11 protein-coding genes and 1 pseudogene are annotated in these 16,341 nt (G+C 41.4%); 1 reads left to right on the top strand and 11 read right to left on the bottom strand.

The window, feature by feature from the left end; translation table 11 throughout:
- Positions 1–60: 60 nt before the first annotated feature.
- The gene (panB, locus tag BLS16_RS15500) at positions 61–897 is read left to right on the top strand and encodes a 3-methyl-2-oxobutanoate hydroxymethyltransferase (protein ID WP_092334590.1); all 837 of its coding nucleotides are present in this window, start codon (positions 61–63) and stop codon (positions 895–897) included.
- A 149-nt stretch (positions 898–1,046) separates the two neighbouring features.
- Here panB and BLS16_RS15495 read toward each other — a convergent pair whose 3' ends face one another.
- The 11 genes and pseudogenes from BLS16_RS15495 to BLS16_RS15445 all read right to left on the bottom strand — a co-directional run bounded on the left by BLS16_RS15495 (position 1,047) and on the right by BLS16_RS15445 (position 16,289).
- Positions 1,047–1,490 carry a DUF1285 domain-containing protein gene (locus BLS16_RS15495; RefSeq protein WP_092334589.1) on the bottom strand — a complete coding sequence of 148 codons (444 nt, stop codon included), beginning with the start codon at positions 1,488–1,490 and terminating at the stop codon, positions 1,047–1,049.
- A 43-nt stretch (positions 1,491–1,533) separates the two neighbouring features.
- Positions 1,534–3,690, bottom strand: coding sequence for an EAL domain-containing protein (locus BLS16_RS15490; RefSeq protein ID WP_092334588.1), 2,157 nt, complete (start codon positions 3,688–3,690; stop codon positions 1,534–1,536).
- A gap of 275 nt (positions 3,691–3,965) precedes the next feature.
- The gene (locus tag BLS16_RS15485) at positions 3,966–5,012 is read right to left on the bottom strand and encodes a DUF4434 domain-containing protein (RefSeq protein ID WP_092334587.1); all 1,047 of its coding nucleotides are present in this window, start codon (positions 5,010–5,012) and stop codon (positions 3,966–3,968) included.
- A 260-nt stretch (positions 5,013–5,272) separates the two neighbouring features.
- A complete protein-coding gene (locus BLS16_RS15480) occupies positions 5,273–7,228 on the bottom strand; it encodes an endonuclease MutS2 (protein ID WP_092334586.1) in 1,956 nt (651 codons plus the stop codon).
- 547 nt (positions 7,229–7,775) lie between these two features.
- Positions 7,776–8,438, bottom strand: a complete 663-nt coding sequence (locus tag BLS16_RS15475; protein ID WP_092334585.1) for a DUF6198 family protein — start codon at positions 8,436–8,438, stop codon at positions 7,776–7,778.
- A gap of 139 nt (positions 8,439–8,577) precedes the next feature.
- Positions 8,578–9,388, bottom strand: a pseudogene (locus BLS16_RS15470) (CoA-transferase subunit beta).
- Entirely contained in the window at positions 9,388–10,362 is a 975-nt protein-coding gene (locus tag BLS16_RS15465; protein WP_092334584.1) for a CoA transferase subunit A, read from the bottom strand. Before BLS16_RS15465 ends, BLS16_RS15470 begins: the two are co-directional and overlap by 1 nt.
- A gap of 86 nt (positions 10,363–10,448) precedes the next feature.
- Entirely contained in the window at positions 10,449–11,597 is a 1,149-nt protein-coding gene (locus BLS16_RS15460) for an acyl-CoA dehydrogenase family protein (RefSeq protein ID WP_092334583.1), read from the bottom strand.
- A gap of 41 nt (positions 11,598–11,638) precedes the next feature.
- Complete coding sequence (locus tag BLS16_RS15455) at positions 11,639–12,997, bottom strand: thiolase family protein (RefSeq protein WP_092334582.1); 1,359 nt, start codon at positions 12,995–12,997, stop codon at positions 11,639–11,641.
- A 410-nt stretch (positions 12,998–13,407) separates the two neighbouring features.
- A complete protein-coding gene (locus tag BLS16_RS15450) occupies positions 13,408–15,498 on the bottom strand; it encodes a sigma-54-dependent Fis family transcriptional regulator (protein ID WP_092334635.1) in 2,091 nt (696 codons plus the stop codon).
- A gap of 305 nt (positions 15,499–15,803) precedes the next feature.
- Complete coding sequence (locus tag BLS16_RS15445; RefSeq protein ID WP_092334581.1) at positions 15,804–16,289, bottom strand: GNAT family N-acetyltransferase; 486 nt, start codon at positions 16,287–16,289, stop codon at positions 15,804–15,806.
- Positions 16,290–16,341 lie beyond the last annotated feature (52 nt).

Below are 16,341 nucleotides of genomic sequence, written 5' to 3'. Positions count from 1 at the left end.
AGGGACTTTTTTTGCTGCAAAAGTTGTTTTGTCACCTCTCCTAAAAAAGGAGGAAAAAGAATGAAATCAACAAAAGACTTCTGGGTACAAAAAAGTCAGGGAAAGAAGATTGTAATGGTTACAGCCTACGATTATCCTTCGGCCAAGCAAGTTGAGCAAGCTCAGGCGGATGTGATTCTTGTGGGTGATTCTCTTGGCAATGTTGTGCTGGGCTATGACTCAACAATCTATGTAACAATGGAAGATATGCTTCATCACGCTAAGGCAGTCAAGCGTGGGGCCCCTAACACTTTCATTGTAGTAGATATGCCATTTATGAGCTACCACCTGTCTGTCAGAGATACACTAATAAACGGCGCAAGGCTTATTCAGGAAACAGGTGCTCATGCAGTGAAATTAGAAGGGGCTGATGATGTACTCCCCCATATAAAAGCACTTGTAAAAGCAGGCATACCTGTTGTTTCCCATCTAGGGCTTACCCCGCAATCCGCCGCAGTTCTTGGCGGATTTAAAGTACAAGGCAAAGATGCTGAAGCTGCAAGAAAAATGCTAGCAGACGTAAAACTCTGCCAGGAAGCCGGAGCCTTTGCAATGGTTCTTGAATGTATTCCTCAACAACTTGCCAAGGAAATTTCAATGTCCTTAGCAATACCTACTATCGGAATAGGAGCAGGTGTCCATACTGACGGACAAGTCCTGGTATACCATGACATTCTTACTTATGGAGTAAATCGAGTTGCAAAATTCGTTAAAGCATACACAAATGTGGATGAACAAATGACTAACGCCTTACGTGAATATGTAAGCGAAGTGAGAAGTGAACTTTTTCCTAATGATCAGCACAGTTTTACGATGAAAGAAGAAGAATTAAAGACCCTTTACGGAGGTAGAGAATAACATTTACCACGCCAGTCCTACTAACGCCGTTAAGTGCCGACGAATATTCGATGATAGCCATTGCACTTTAAATTAAAACTATGGTATTGCATGCAAACTATTAAAAGCTGATTTCCTTTATAAGAATGGAAATCAGCTTTTATTTAATACTATTTCTCTTCAACCTCTTCAACGAGCCATTCATTATCTCCGTATTTGATAAAAAACTGACCCTCCCGCTCGATCAGACTTTTACATAACTCAGCATAGGCAGGTCGAGACAGTTTCGTATCACGCTGCCAGAACAGAGAGATGTAGGGAATATTGTTTTTCATGAGAATATTACCAAGGGGCATGGGAAATCTTCGGCCATCATAGAGTTGTATTATAAGTTGACCATCCTCCCCAGTTAACGATGGAACGAAAAAAGGCACGTCCTCCACCCTCACAGGGTACAAATGCTTCTGCCAGTCAATATGATATTCTTTATGACCATCATTTTTTAGATGGGAAGCAAATAGCTTAATGATTTCGTTATTGATCATCAGCACACCATCAGCGTACCATAGCCCATCCTTATCAATAAAAAGTTCGGGGGCGCGAAAATTTTCCATGATTCATTCCTCCTTAAGATTAAGGTTGTCAAATCAAAAGATATTAGTCCTTAATTAATATTCCATTATCCCCCTCAATTTCCTGCCTACAGTTTTCAATGACTTTCACACATTGAGATACACTAAGGGGCCGGCTGAAATAATAACCTTGAAATTGCTGGCAACGGAGTTTCTTCAAAACCTCTGCTTGCTCTAATGTTTCTACGTATTCGGCAAGAACCGTGATTTCCATTGATTCTGCCAGGTAAGTGATTGAGGAAATAATATCCTGGCAACTTTTATTGTCGATAACATCCTTCGTGATGGAACCATCTATTTTAATCTTATCTAAGTTAAAATACTTCATATAATAAAGGGAGGCGTGGCCCGCTCCGAAATCATCCATGGCTATACTTACACCCAGACCTTTAATCTTTTCTAATAAATCTACGGTTTGGGTGTTGGTCCCAAAGGCAACTGTTTCAGTAATTTCTAATTCAATGTCTCTGGGATTAAGTTGAGTAGTCCTAAAGATATTGACTAGTATATCTAATAGTTGATCATTCAATTGGGTCGGCGAAATATTGATGGCCATTCGAATATCAACAATACCCTGCTTATTCCATTCCCCCAATTGAAAACATGCTGCTTCAATAACCCATCGACCTAGTTTATTTATAATTTCAGCCTCTTCGGCTATAGCAACAACTACCTGTGGATTCACCCTTCCATAGAACAAATGATTCCACCGAAGCAAGGCCTCCACACCAATAACCGCTCCCTTTTCATCAACCTGGGGCTGATACTCAAGGAAAAATTCTCCTTTTTCAAGAGCTACTCGAATGTCGTAACTTAGAGCATTGGCCGTATTCCCTATCTGATCACTTCTGGATAAAATTCTCTTTTTTGCGCTATAATCATCACAGAGAACTGTTTGAACTAATTGCTCATAGTTATTAATAATTGCTTTTCGTTTTTGCAGCTCATAGAGCCTAACAAAGGGGTAATACAAACAGGTACCAATTATTATGTTGAAAATCTGCAAGGCCAAGCCCCTCCATGAAGAGGTCGCCAGCCAGCCACCCAGAAGGGGCGGTGTAGTCCAGTTAATCGGTGCTATGGTTACCGGGACTAGGCCTATAGATGTTGTTAGATAAGCAATAATAGTTAGGATAAGGGGAACTAGTATATATGGGATCAAAAATAGTGGATTAAGGACAACAGGCAAACCAAAAACAATTATCTCGTTAATATTAAAGATTGAGGTTAGAAAAGCTATCTTTGCTAATTTTATAGTATTGCTCTTTTTTCCAGCCAGAAAAACTGCTATTAACAAGCATAATGTTGAACCTGAGCCTCCTATCAGGACAAACACATCGAGAAAAGGTTTAGTTAGGATATGTACCGGTTCCCCTCCTGTCGATAGGGCACTGAGATTTAGATCTATTGCTTTGAAATAGATATCTTGGGAAACGGAATACAAGATATTGTTCCCATGAATACCAAAAAACCAGAAGACCTGATTCAAGAAAACAAAGAGTATAGAAGCTGCAAACTGATTTTCAATGTTTAAAAAAACGTTCATGGTTAAATCAGTAATTAGTTGGTTAATATCTTCAATGCCCATATAGGTGAGTAGGACTCGCAACAAGGAAACTCCGACGAGAGTTAAGCAAAAGGGAAAAATTAAGAATAAGACTTTAGGGATAACCGGATCGGCATCTACCATAAACGATAGATAATACTTATCCAAACACCTATTGAGATGAATAAATAATTCTGTAGAGAGAACTGTCACTATAATAGATAAGAATATACCTGTTACTCCAGCATTGCTTGTATGTATTCCTGAGCTTCCTGTGTTAATAATAGTTAACAGAGAGATAAGTGCGACAAGGGACGTTATGATGGGATTGACCCTGTCCTTAGACATCTGAGGATCAGCTAAGGCAAGAGAATAGGATATTGTGACAGAAAGGGCCAGCCCCATCAAGCCAAATGTCAAATTCCAAACACTTTGGCCAAAGGTTTTCCAATCAGGTCCAAACAGCGAGGTCATTAGATCCTGGTACTGAACAAGGGGAAAATTATTAATAACCAGGGCTACAGACCCGGCAATAATTAATGGGATGATTAGTATTAACCCTTTGTTTATTGATTTTACAATAAGATTTTCAGAGATTGCCGTTGACAAATCCAAGGCCCGTTGGGTTAACTTCATGGAAACCACACCCCAAACTTTTTTAAAACTCTCTGATAACTATGGAAATTGATTCTTATTAACATAAATTACTAGAATTCAACATTTTTTGCGAAAGTCCTCCCTAATCTTCACCTAATATTAAAAGCCGCTACAATTTCTGTAGCGGCCAATTAGTATTTTGCACTTTTTGCAAGGTAAAGGATTTTCATTCCCTGACTAACACTTATCGACAACTAGATCCAACTTTAAATCATTAGCCATCCAGATTGTAAAAGGGCCGAAATCAAGTGGAATTATTTATATCTTAGATAATAATTGTAGTAATAATTATAGTTAGAAACTTGAGATATCTCGTTTTTGTTTTGGTAGTGGTCAATACTAAATGCGATAAACCCTTGAACATAGGGGGCAGCGGCGGAAATTCTCCCTTGAATATCAGATTGGGTTGCTGTAGCATTACCGGAGGATTTCGAGGTATAGGTTTCATTATCCGCATAAAGCGTCATACCCATGGCATCCGTTGCCTTTTTAGTATACCTAAAGAGGTTTTTGGCTTGAGATAAAGTATTGTAACCCGCACCTACACTGTCTTGAAGGGCAACAATATGGATTCCAGTACCGTTTAAAATGTTTTTAAGCATTTTTGTCCAGCCAGATAGCGAAACTAAATAGGAGTATTTAGAATTATAAAAAGGTGCAATCATGATATTCAAAGTGCTTTTAAGCTGAATTTCGGCTGTAATCTGCTTATAAAAATTATTAAGATTCACTTGGTAGATCATGTTTCGAGCACTTAATTGCGAGAACTCATATGAAATATACCAGCCCCCCAAGGATGGATGCATTCCATAGACATCCACAATCTCGTCCACAATCAGCTTATTCTTTGAGGCTTCAACATTGAGCCAATTCATATTGCCGGCATTAACCTTCCACCAATCTCCGTTAAATCCTAATCCAATGCGCACTTTCATATTTAGGGAATCGGCAGCGGTTAAAGCATTACCGACCATATCCACATCATTAAATGTATATCCAGGAATCTGCGTGGGGTATGCTGCATACATCGCTTTCGTATCTGCGATATCTTGTAAAATAATCTCGTTAATCCCAGTGTTTTGAAGCATACTTAATTCCTGGGTCCAGCGGTTCAAATCCCAATCTTGAGCGTACCAATATTGGATAAAAGAACTGCTGAAAATCGGTTTCACTCCAGGCAGCGTTTGAGGTGGGGGCGGCGAAGTTGTTGTTTTTGGCTTTGCCATTACGGCTGTGACCATTGTTAAATTTAAGATCAGGGTTAATACCAAAATCTTAATAAACTTTCTTTCCAAATTCAAAACACTTTCCTCCATTTTACTCTATATAGCTAAAGATTTTTATTTCGCCAGATATACAATTTCTCTATTAATCTCTATTTTTCCTTCTCGTAACTATATAGGTAGGATAACTTATACACTTGAGTTGTAAATGCCCTGAAAGTAAAACAGTATAGCCCGGAGACGAAAATCTCCGGGCTATACTGTTTTACTTTTGATTAAATGACTGTTGAGTTTGAGCAGGTTTAAATATATTACCCAGTTCTATCTCTGTTTGCCTCTTAATCACGCTCCTCATATTCTATTATAACTTCGTGCCCTTTTTCTAACTGGTGTCTGGCCTTGCGAATTGCCACCGAATCGAAAATAATCGAAAAATCATAATCCTCCGGATAGAGTTCGCTGGCAGGAAGGAAAAGCTTAAGCCGCTTGTGATTAATCAGTTGCTTCTTATCTTTGATCTGCACGCCAAGCTCGCCTTTTTCATTGGTTCTCTTGTAAACAATGCCTAGGGATTTTTGGGGGTAAACCCTTACACAGTCGCCTATATTAAAACTTTCGCTCCGTGAGGGTGACTTTTCCTTAGGAACTTCCTTTTGAATTTTGTTGTGGGAAACAGTGTCAATTTTAGTGTTGTCCTCTTCATTAGTGTTATCCTCATCAAACATAATAGTTGGTCTATCCCTTGACTCAGAAGATCTACAGCCATAAGCTTCTTTTTGGGCTCGCTTCAGCATATGCCCCGGAAAGCCTAATCTTTGGGCAATGTATAAGGCACAGCTTTCCCCGGCCTCACCAATTTGCAGTTTGTATAAGGGCTGTAAGTTTTCCCGATCAAACTCCATTCGAGCATTCATAAGTCCTTTTGTATTCTTGGCAAAATCCTTGATTTCCGGGTAATGGGTGGTGGCCACAAAAAGACAGCCTCTCTGATTTAATTCAGCTAAAATTGCAATTGCCAGTCCCATCCCCTCAGCAGGGTCTGTACCGGAGCCTAATTCATCAAGCAAAACCAGACTTTCCCTTGATACCTCTTGGAGAATAGCTACAATATTTTGGATATGGGATGAAAAAGTAGATAGATTCTCGGAAATGCTTTGTCCATCACCGATATCGCAGAAAACACTGTTATGCATAGAAAATATGCTGCCATCGGCCACAGGAACATGAAGTCCACTTTGGACCATAATTGACAGTAAGCCAATGGTTTTTAAGGCGACGGTTTTACCCCCTGTATTCGGCCCGGTAATCACAACACCGTTAATTGCATCATCACCCCGCCCCCCTCGAATCTCAAAATCAAGAGGAACACAGAGGTCCGGCTTCAATAAAGGGTGTCTTCCCTGCTTTATGATGATTTTTCGTTCCGTTGTAATGGAGACAGGAACTGCTTTCATCTCAACAGACAGTTTTGCCTTGGCAAATATAAAGTCTAAAGTTTCCATGCAGTCCTTGTTGATTCTCAACTCATTAATATGCTCTTCAACAAGCACAGTAAGAGTGTATAATATTTTTCTAATCTCATTATCTTCATCAATTTGTAAAACCGCCAATTCCTCCTGCAGCTTTCTCACTGCTGTCGGCTCAATAAAACAGGTGCTGCCAGTGCTCGAAGTATCAATGACTGTTCCGCTCAATTGATTTTTGTAGCCTTTTTTGACCGGCAAGACAAACCGCCCATTACGAATGGTGACATATCCATCTGCAAACCATTCCTTTTTGCTGCGCAGTATACCTTCAAGCTTTATTTTTACCGCAGATTTTGTGTTTTCAATTTTTCTGCGAATATCACGAAGAACTGAAGAAGCACCATCGTCAACCGCTTCATTTCTGATACAGCGCTCAATTTCCTCAAAAAGCGGATCTAGCGGACTAAAAGAATGACCATAAAACCCTATATCTGTATTGAAGGATTCAGCCTTTTTAAGATATTTCTTCATTCTTTTGCAGGAAGAAATAAAACCACAGATACCTGTGAGCTGTTCAGGGGTCAGCATAGAGCCTTTCTCTGTTAAATCCAGGATTTTATCCAGCTCTTTCATTGAGGCCAGGGGCGGCGTACCTATACCCTCTAAAATCATGCGGGCCTCTGTTGTTTCCTGCATTTTGGCTTTGCACTCTCGCTCATTTAAAAATGGCTTTAGAGAGAGCAACTTTTCTACTGCCTTTTGGGAACGTGCATGCTCAGCTAAAGTTTCAAGTATAGTATTAAATTCCAGTGTATTGTTGACGTTCATCAAAAATCCTCCCTATAACAATTAAAATGCCCACAAGAGAGATTACCTTATTTTCTGGATCATTTAATTCCCAAAAATACGCAGAATACTCCTGTGGGCAATGATTTTAACTGACGTATAAAATCACCTAACACTATTGAGAAAAATAAATAGAGTGCAACAGGACATGCCTGTTACACTCTACAAAACTATACGATAATAATCGCCATAGTTACAATGTCAGCTTTTTGACCTTACAACAAAGGGTCGACAAAGGGTGACACTGTTTATAACTCAAATGGTTATTGTAGGACGTAATCTGTAAGGCGTTATCCAAAAACGCAAAGGTTGCGCTTTCAGAAAGGTGCACTTAAAAAAGCAGGTTTAACACCCACGTTTTATAAAGTAACCTCTCTCAACTGTTTAGTTGAAAATCACCATTACAGACACATTTAACAAAAAAACCATCCTCTCATTTTTAGGTATACCCTAGTTTATTACATTTCTCTAGCAAATGTCAATTATAGCTGAGCAAAACAGGATTGGGGATTTATCTCAGAAATCCCAATCAAAAATATTTTTGCACAGAAGGTAATTTTGGGGAGAAATCAATATACTTTTCAAAAAACTTGCTGCATTGAGCAATTATGAGGCCGTTGACCAGAGCACAGATTACCGTGCCGATACCAACACCGCGCAGGCTATTAAAGAAAAGGTAAGACATGGCCACGGCAACTGCACAGCTGGTGCAGTCATAGCCAATTTTAAACTTATTGATATCTATCCGGTACTTTTTAGACACTTCTTTTACGAACAACTCATAAACTTCGGGAGAAAGATAGGTGTGAAAGAGCAGAGAAATACCCATGGCGCAGAAGAGCATACCTACTAAATATAGAGGGATGCGGATACTCAGCGTAGCAGCGGTTACATCATTCAGCATCCAGATCCAACCATCCAATACCAAGCCATAAATAACTGCCGTGACAAAAGAGAAACAGTAGGACAGCTTAAACTGACCCAACAACAGGCAGACGAAAATTAGCAGAACGGCCTGGAGAGTATATTCAGCCATGCCAAATGTGAGAAAATTAACTTTCAAGGATATTAAATAGGCCGGGGCAACTACCATAGAAATGCCGAGGTCGGCTTTTTCCATAAGTGCCACGCCTAGGGCCAGAATAATCAGCCCCAACAGATAGGCCATCTCAGCAAAGTTTTTAATTTTCAAGCTATCTCTTCCTCCCACATAAAAAATGCTATAACTCCTGGCTGTTTGATATCAGAAACAGCAAAAGTTATAGCATTTCATTTATTGATTTAGAATAAGCCTATTACAAAATCTTACTGACGTCAATGTTTTTTAATCATTACTTCATAATAATTCCCTCAGGATCAATGACTTTATAGAGCAGTTCTAATTCCTCATAAGTAGGAGTCAGAGTTTCACCTTTACACTTAGAAATTATTCAGGTCAAAACTACAGTTTTCCCGGCATTCTTCCGGCGTAAATCCGGGGTGAACCGTATCCAGATACATTTCGCCCTTTGCATCAAAACGGTAAACACCCATATCTGAAATAACAGCAGCTGGCCCGCCATTGAACGCCGACCCATAAACCTCCTGTTTGGGAACCCATTCTTTATCCGGCCAATGTGGAATTTTCCAGCCAGGGGAGGTAATATAGCTGACTCTCTCAACAAAACGACGTTTTTGACCAAATTGAGGCATGATTAAAACGCTGCGCTTAGCAAGGGAATGAATATCAGAGTTGCCACCGCTGCCCGTCAGCCTTTTCCCTGTAGGACCGCCCATAAAGGTACAATTGACATTGCCATAGAGATCCACTTCTGCACCACCCAGATACGCCAAGTCCACTTTACCGGACTGGAGCTGACCGAAGACGTCAGTTAGGCCATCACCAACTGCAGCCTGATAACTACAGCGGGCATCGGCAACGGAGGTGGGTAGATCTATAGGTCTACCGTCAATGGAGCCTGATTCATAGATACAGACTGCGGTAGGCGCTTGGGTATGCTGAGCTACCATGATGGCTAACATTGGGAGGCCTGTTCCCGCAAAGACGATCTCTCCATCCTTTACTTCTCGAGCTGCAGCACAAGCCAAAAGATCAATGGGCTTAAACTCACCGGGTTTAGAATGGCCTTTTTTGCTTTCCATTATCTTGACCCCCTTTTCATGGTGGAAGAATAGCCTAGAGCCGGATTGGCTTTGAGGGATTCCAAACGCGTAATTCCTAGCTTGCTCAGGTATTCTTGGAAGTCTTTGACCCCAAAGATCCATTCTTCAGCCCACTGATCAAAACCCTCTTGTGTGCGGGTTGCCTTAAAGAAGTTAGAGATAAATTCTCCGTCTGGTTCGTGTACGCCATACAAACCTGTTGGGTGAGCACCCCAAGGCTGCTCGACAATATAATCTACCAGATACCCCCCTATCATGTTGCGGGTGGGTTCTCGACGCAAATATTCTTCCGGAACCACTTGTTCAGCAATAATAATGTTGTGTTTAGACGCCTTGATAACTTCTTGATCGCTGAACTTTAGGCCATCCACTCGAACGGTGCCTTCCGCGCCGACCATTTGAACGTGAGTAATACACCAATCCGGATTAGCAGCCGGAACCAAAACGATTTCTGAATTCGTAAAAGGCTCTTGGTACATGGCGTATTTTAATTTACCAATATGGGGGTTAGATCCGTCACGGAGTCCGGCCTTACCAAGGTTATCGTTCTCCGGATTTAACATATCACACCCCATGGCAGAATAGGTGGGCAAAAAGGGCAGTCCCTTCGATCCGGCAGTCAGTCTGTTTAAGATATGAATATGTGCCCAGTCTTCGTAGAGAATCTCTCCTTTTTCTATTTTACGGGCCAGATTACTGCCGAATTTGCCATAAAGTTCGTGTCCGCACCAACTTGATTCCCATATTCCCACACATCCGGCCCCTACGAGCATGTCATCATGAGTTCCGCCATTAACTTCCACGAGATGCAAATTGCGCTTTTTTTGGCGAATTAACTCGTAAATAGCCGCCATAGGACGACGCCAAACCGTAAACCCTCCAAAGGTTAACATATCTCCGTCCTTAATCTGTCCTACTGCTTCAGTAAGACTCACAATTTTAGGCCTAGCCATTCCTAAAACCCCCTTTAAAGATAGTTATTTATTCATCAGACTTTTAAGAGCTTAATGAGATTTATCAAGAATCGTTTTCAGAATTACTAAAAACGACCGATGACTTCACGGCCAATAATCATCCGTTGGATTTGATTAGACCCTTCATAAATTTGGGTGATTTTTGCATCCCTCATCATACGTTCAACGGGAAACTCTGAGCAATAGCCATATCCGCCCATTAACTGAACGCAATTTGTCGTCACTTCCATGGCCGTATCTGTAGCAAAGAACTTAGCCATCGAAGCTTCTTTGTTATGGGGCAGATGATTATCCTTGAGCCAAGCGGCCCTGTAAACAAGCATTTGGGCGGCATCTATTTTTGTCGCCATGTCTGCCATCATAAACTGAACCCCCTGATTAGCTGCCAAGGGCTTATCAAATTGCTGTCGTTCCTTAATATAATGGTTTGTGTAGTCCAAAGCCCCTTCGGCGATCCCTAATCCTTGTGCTCCAATGGTAATGCGGCCACCGGTCAGTAATCCCATGGCAACGGAAAAGCCATTATTGACTTCGCCCAGAACATTCTCTTTCGGTACTTTTACATTTTCAAAATATAGTTCACAGGTGGGATCAGCATTCATACCCATCTTGGCAACCGGCTTGCCAATCGCAAAGCCGGGGGTGTCTTTTTCAATGATCAAGCAGGTTATTCCTTTGCCTTTAGGCTGAGAAGGATCTGTTTTAACAAAAGTACAGTAGGTGGTGGCATGCCCGCCATTGGTAATAAATATTTTGCTGCCGTTGACTAAGAAATGATCCCCTTTATCTTCCGCCCTTGTTTTAAGAGCAGCAGCGTCGGATCCGGCGTTAGGCTCAGTCAAAGCATAAGCCCCAATAATTTCACCGGTGGAGAGCTTTCTCAGATATTTCTCTTTTAATCTCTGACTGCCATAAAGGTATATACTCATACATCCCAAACCAGTGTGTACGCTGGTGATAACCGCCGTTGAGGCACAGGCTTTGGCCAATTCCTCAATGATGATGGCAAAGTCCAGGTAAGAACCTCCCACCCCACCCCATTCTTCAGGAATAGGAAATCCTGTCAGCCCTAGCTCTCTCATCTTATTCCAGGTTTCCATTGGAAACTCATGACTTTTATCAATTTTTTCAGCCATGGGTTCAACTTGGCTTTTGGCAAACTTTTTAACCATCTCTTTAACCATAAGGGTTTCTTCACTAAGTCGAAAATCCATTTAACTCCACTCCAATTCTAACCGTTATCTAAATCTGTCTCTTAGTCAGCTTCGACACGGATAAGCATGGCATCCCCTTGGGCATGACCGGCACAGATTCCACAGATTCCATATCCGCCCCCGCGGCGTTTTAGCTCATAAGCCAGTGTCATAACAATCCTGGCTCCCGTTGCTCCAATGGGATGACCATAGGCAATCGCGCCGCCATTTACATTAACCTTTGCCAGCATCTCATCCTTCGTCATCCCTAAGATGCTTCGCGCACTAACCAGGGCTACAGCTGCAAAGGCTTCATTAATCTCAATAAGTTTAACCTCATCCAAGGTCATCTGATTTTGTTCCAAAACTTTCTTAATGGAAAGCCCCGGAACCGTGGCAATATCTTTGGTAGGTTGGGATACTTCTGCGTAATCCACGATAGTGAATAGAGGCTTTAAACCTAATTCTTCAGCCTTAGCTCGGCTCATGAGCAAGCACACATCTCCGCCATCATTAGTTCCTGGCGCGTTTCCCGCGGTTACACTGCCGGGTTTTCCCGTAACAGCGCTTGAGTGATTGAAAACCGGTCCAAGCTTAGCCAAGCCTTCCATTGTGGAGTTGCCCCGTGGTCCTTCATCCTGCTCAAAAATATCTTTTCCCTTATGGATTGCAATGGGGAATATTTCATCATCAAGCTTTCCCGACGCTATAGCCTCTGCTGCAGCCAACTGAGAATGTAAGGCCCATTCATCCAGTTCTTCACGGCTAAACCCAAATTCATCCGCCACTTCTGAACCATGAATGGCCATATGACGATTGTAGATAGAGTCCCAGAGTCCATCTTTAACCATCAAATCTTCGCAATCAGCATTTAGAAAACCCATCCTTTTTCCCTGTCTCATATCCGGAAGGGCAAAGGGGATGTTACTCATGCTTTCCTGTCCCCCCGCTATGACGATCTCGGCTCTTCCCAAAGCAATCATTTGGGCCCCCAAGTCAATGGTTTTAACCCCAGAGGAACAAACCTTATTAACCGTAATGGAAGGCACATATTCAGGAAGTCCTGCCAAAAGAGTGGCTTGACGACTTGGAACTTGACCACAGCCGGCCTGAACCACATGGCCCATGATTACATAATCCACATCGCCGGGAGCAACTTTGCCCTCTGTCCTGCGTATGACTTCCTTAATAGCCAATGCTCCTAACTGGGCAGCATCAAACTCAACTAAAGCTCCTAAGGATTTCCCATAAGGAGTTCTACAGGCTTCTACACAAACAACTTCTCGTTGTTTGGCAAAGGTATTGCCAATTTTTCTGCCCAGGGTTGAATAATCCGGTACTCGTTCACCAAAGGCGCTTATTTTCGCACCCTTATAATAGGTTTTTCTAGTTAATTCAAGTTTTTGGGTTACTTTTGACATTTAATGTTTCCTCCTTACTATTCGGTTGAAGCCTTGACCCAGACTGTTTTTCATAATTAACCCCTTCAGTTGTTAGTTGATCAGACTCTAGAAATAATAATGTTTGAACTGGGAGTAATTCAGTTTTATTTATTTGTTAATTTTCTGAATAATATAACTATTTTGCAATTAATATGCCAACTAACTTTTAACAGACTTTGTTTTCTGCGTTAAATTCTTGACTCACTAGGGTTTACAGCATTTATTGAGCCATAGGCCTTGTTATTCTCCACTTCAAAAAAATCATTGTTGTTCAACTTATTTTCATAAGCTTCGAATCCAACTAAGTCTTGGAACTAGAAAAACGTCCCGGAAGCGGACACATTTGTTCTAAATGTGTCCGCTTCCGGGACGTTTGTTTTACTCTATCTTCAATATTTGAGATTGTATTTATCTAGTTTATCGTAAAGCCTTGACCGACTAAGATTTAGGAGTTTTGCAGCCTTCGTCTTATTCCCTCCGGCCTTTTCAAGAGCTCGGACAATCATATTTCTTTCAATACCAGCGATTTTCTCTTGGTGACGAATCTTTCCCACGGATAGGGGGTTTTCTCTAGAGCTACTGTTCAGTAATTGATCGGGTAAATGCTCTAACAAAAGCAAACCACTGCGTGAATAGTTCACAGCCCTTTCGACGACATTTTCCAGTTCACGAATATTCCCCGGCCATGAGTAGTTCAACAAAGTCTTCATGGCATTATCCGCAATACCACTGACGTTTAGTTTTAAAATCTTATTAAATTTTGTAATGAAAAATTGGGTTAAGGGTTGAATATCGTCCGGACGTTCACGTAGGGGCGGTAAATGCAAATTGATCACATTTAACCGATAGTAAAGATCCGCTCGGAACTCTCCTTCAGAAATCCCTTGATAAAGGTTTTTATTAGTAGCAGCTAAAACACGGACATTCACCTTAATCGTCTTTGTACTACCTAACCGTTCAAATTCACGGTCTTGCAATACCCTCAATAACTTGGATTGTAAAGCCATGGGCATATCCCCTATTTCATCCAGAAAGAGAGTTCCTCCATTAGCGATCTCTAGACGCCCCGGTTTACCAGCCTTAGCCGCACCGGTAAAGGCACCGCTAACATAACCAAACATCTCTGCCTCAATTAGATTTTCCGGAATTGCCGCACAGTTGACTTTTATGAAAGGGCCTTGGCTGCGGTCACTGCAAAGATGTATCGCATGAGCCACACCTTCCTTTCCAGTACCGCTCTCCCCAGTGATTAACACCGTTGAACGACTCGAGGCAACAAGGGTTATCTCTTCTTTGAGTTTCTTCATTTCAGTACTCTCGCCAACAATATCTTTGATAATCTCTTGGGCCGTTTTGTTTTTCTGTAATTCTTCTTGGAAAAAATTCACCTTATTTTCTAATAGCCGAATCTTTTCAGCCAGCTCCCGTACTTCAGCAAGTTGAGGAAATACCGCTTTCCCGACAGCTCCAACCACTTCTCCTTCTTTGATGATGGGCAACCGTGAAACAATTAACGGTTTGCCTCGTATTGTAAGCACTTCACTTGTTTCCACAATGCCGGAGCTTGCCACAAGGTGTAAGCTGCTTGACTCAATAATGTCTGTAATATGTTTACCAATCACTTCTTGGGGAGTTAATGTTAAAAAATCCGCCATTGCTTGGTTTATAAGTGTGGTTTTTCCCGTCTCATCCACCACAATGATTCCGTCATGAATAATATTGAGAACTGTATCGAAGGTCTTATTGAGGGCTTTAACCGTTTCCAACTCTCTTGCTGCTTGTTCCAAGTCAGTGAGGTCTTGAAAAATAACAATTCCTCCAGCAATATTACCGCCAATTTTTAAAGGCGTAATATTGACGACCATTGTAACATTACAATGTCTGTACCTTAGCCCGATTTTAACCTCACCTTTAACTAATGCCGGGGTTAAATCTAGTTTAGGCAGTAATTGCTGAAAGGGTCGATTAAGGGATGTATCCGCTTTCAAGCCTAATATTCGACTAGCACCGATATTAAGGTGTGTGACGATCCCATGGCCGTCGACGGCAATCACACCATTATGCATGGAATCCAAAATTGCTTTCAACTGTACGTTTAATAGCTCCGAATGTCTGAATAGGGTCATAACCATATTGGCCTTACATAACAGGCCAACGACTTTTCCCTCTCTATTAACAACCGGAACAGAGCCTACTTGACTCATCTTCACAAAATCAGCTAACTGATCGTCGGGGATATCGTCCGAGATACTGATTACTTCGTGTATCAGGTAAGGATCAATGATATCCTTATGAGTTGCACCATCTAAGATTGCCCGATAAAGACTACTTCTGCTAAAAATACTCAAAAGTCCGCCCTCTCTATTTAACACCGGAATAATAGCAATCTTCAGTTCCATGAAAATTCTCACTGCTTTACCGATACTGTCGCCGAGGTTCAGGTATGAAATCCGAGGATTGGTTCCATCTTTAAGGAGCATCATAGCACACCTCAATTGTAATATCTTTGAGTACAACATGGTTCTTAAGCATACTGCAACCAACTGTATTTTATCATCTATAAAGAGAATTTTAAATATATTCAGATATTATGGCAATATCTCTAATATTCATTCTTGATAACCCAGGATCTATCGCCGAACAACTAGATCACAGACCAGAAGAGTGACCGCCCTACTCCTAGGCCAGTCACTCTTCGTTATTTACCCTTATTGAACTCCCGTCTTAATGTTTTGTATCACTCTTGCACTTATATCCATCTTAAGGAGATTGCTCCTCGGTGATCCTACAATTCAATATAGTAAAGGATAATGTTCTCATAGTTTCCGTTGCCAAGCAAATAACCTTTCGGGATGACACCTAATCTATGAAATCCCATTCGCTCATAAAGATGAATTGCTCCGGCATTTGTACTGACCACCGCATTAAATTGCAATAACAAGAACCCCGATTCTCGCGCGACTTTCATAGAGTGACGCACCAGCTTTTCTCCAATATGAAGTCCTCGATAATTTTCACTAACAGCATAAGAGGCATTAGCAATATGTCCGCATCTTCCTATGTTGTTGGGGTGTAAAATGTACAACCCCAAAACTTGATTCTCCACTGTAGCTACTCCAGTAAAGGTTTGAGAGTCAAAAAGATTTTTGGCACCCTCTTCACTTAGTTGTTCCATTTGGGGAAATGCATTGGCCTCTTGAACAATATGATTCCAAATTTCCACCATTGCAGGTATATCCGTATCCTGATATTTTCTTAGGACTACTTCCATTTCCAACCTCTCCTTTGTGCCAGAAAGATTATTATTCCCTCATACACTTGTT

This window comes from Desulfosporosinus hippei DSM 8344 (assembly GCF_900100785.1).
GTDB classification, from domain to species: Bacteria; Bacillota; Desulfitobacteriia; order Desulfitobacteriales; family Desulfitobacteriaceae; genus Desulfosporosinus; species Desulfosporosinus hippei.
Note: the sequence above shows the minus strand (reverse complement) of the source record. Positions and strands in the feature narration are given on the sequence as shown.

Coding starts and splice junctions, on each gene's coding strand:
- BLS16_RS15480 (WP_092334586.1), bottom strand. CDS start 7,228: ATGAACGTCAACAATACACTGGAATTTAATACTATACTTGAAACTTTA.
- BLS16_RS15455 (WP_092334582.1), bottom strand. CDS start 12,997: ATGTCAAAAGTAACCCAAAAACTTGAATTAACTAGAAAAACCTATTAT.
- BLS16_RS15445 (WP_092334581.1), bottom strand. CDS start 16,289: ATGGAAGTAGTCCTAAGAAAATATCAGGATACGGATATACCTGCAATG.
- BLS16_RS15495 (WP_092334589.1), bottom strand. CDS start 1,490: ATGGAAAATTTTCGCGCCCCCGAACTTTTTATTGATAAGGATGGGCTA.
- BLS16_RS15450 (WP_092334635.1), bottom strand. CDS start 15,498: ATGCTCCTTAAAGATGGAACCAATCCTCGGATTTCATACCTGAACCTC.
- BLS16_RS15460 (WP_092334583.1), bottom strand. CDS start 11,597: ATGGATTTTCGACTTAGTGAAGAAACCCTTATGGTTAAAGAGATGGTT.
- BLS16_RS15490 (WP_092334588.1), bottom strand. CDS start 3,690: ATGAAGTTAACCCAACGGGCCTTGGATTTGTCAACGGCAATCTCTGAA.
- panB (WP_092334590.1), top strand. CDS start 61: ATGAAATCAACAAAAGACTTCTGGGTACAAAAAAGTCAGGGAAAGAAG.
- BLS16_RS15465 (WP_092334584.1), bottom strand. CDS start 10,362: ATGGCTAGGCCTAAAATTGTGAGTCTTACTGAAGCAGTAGGACAGATT.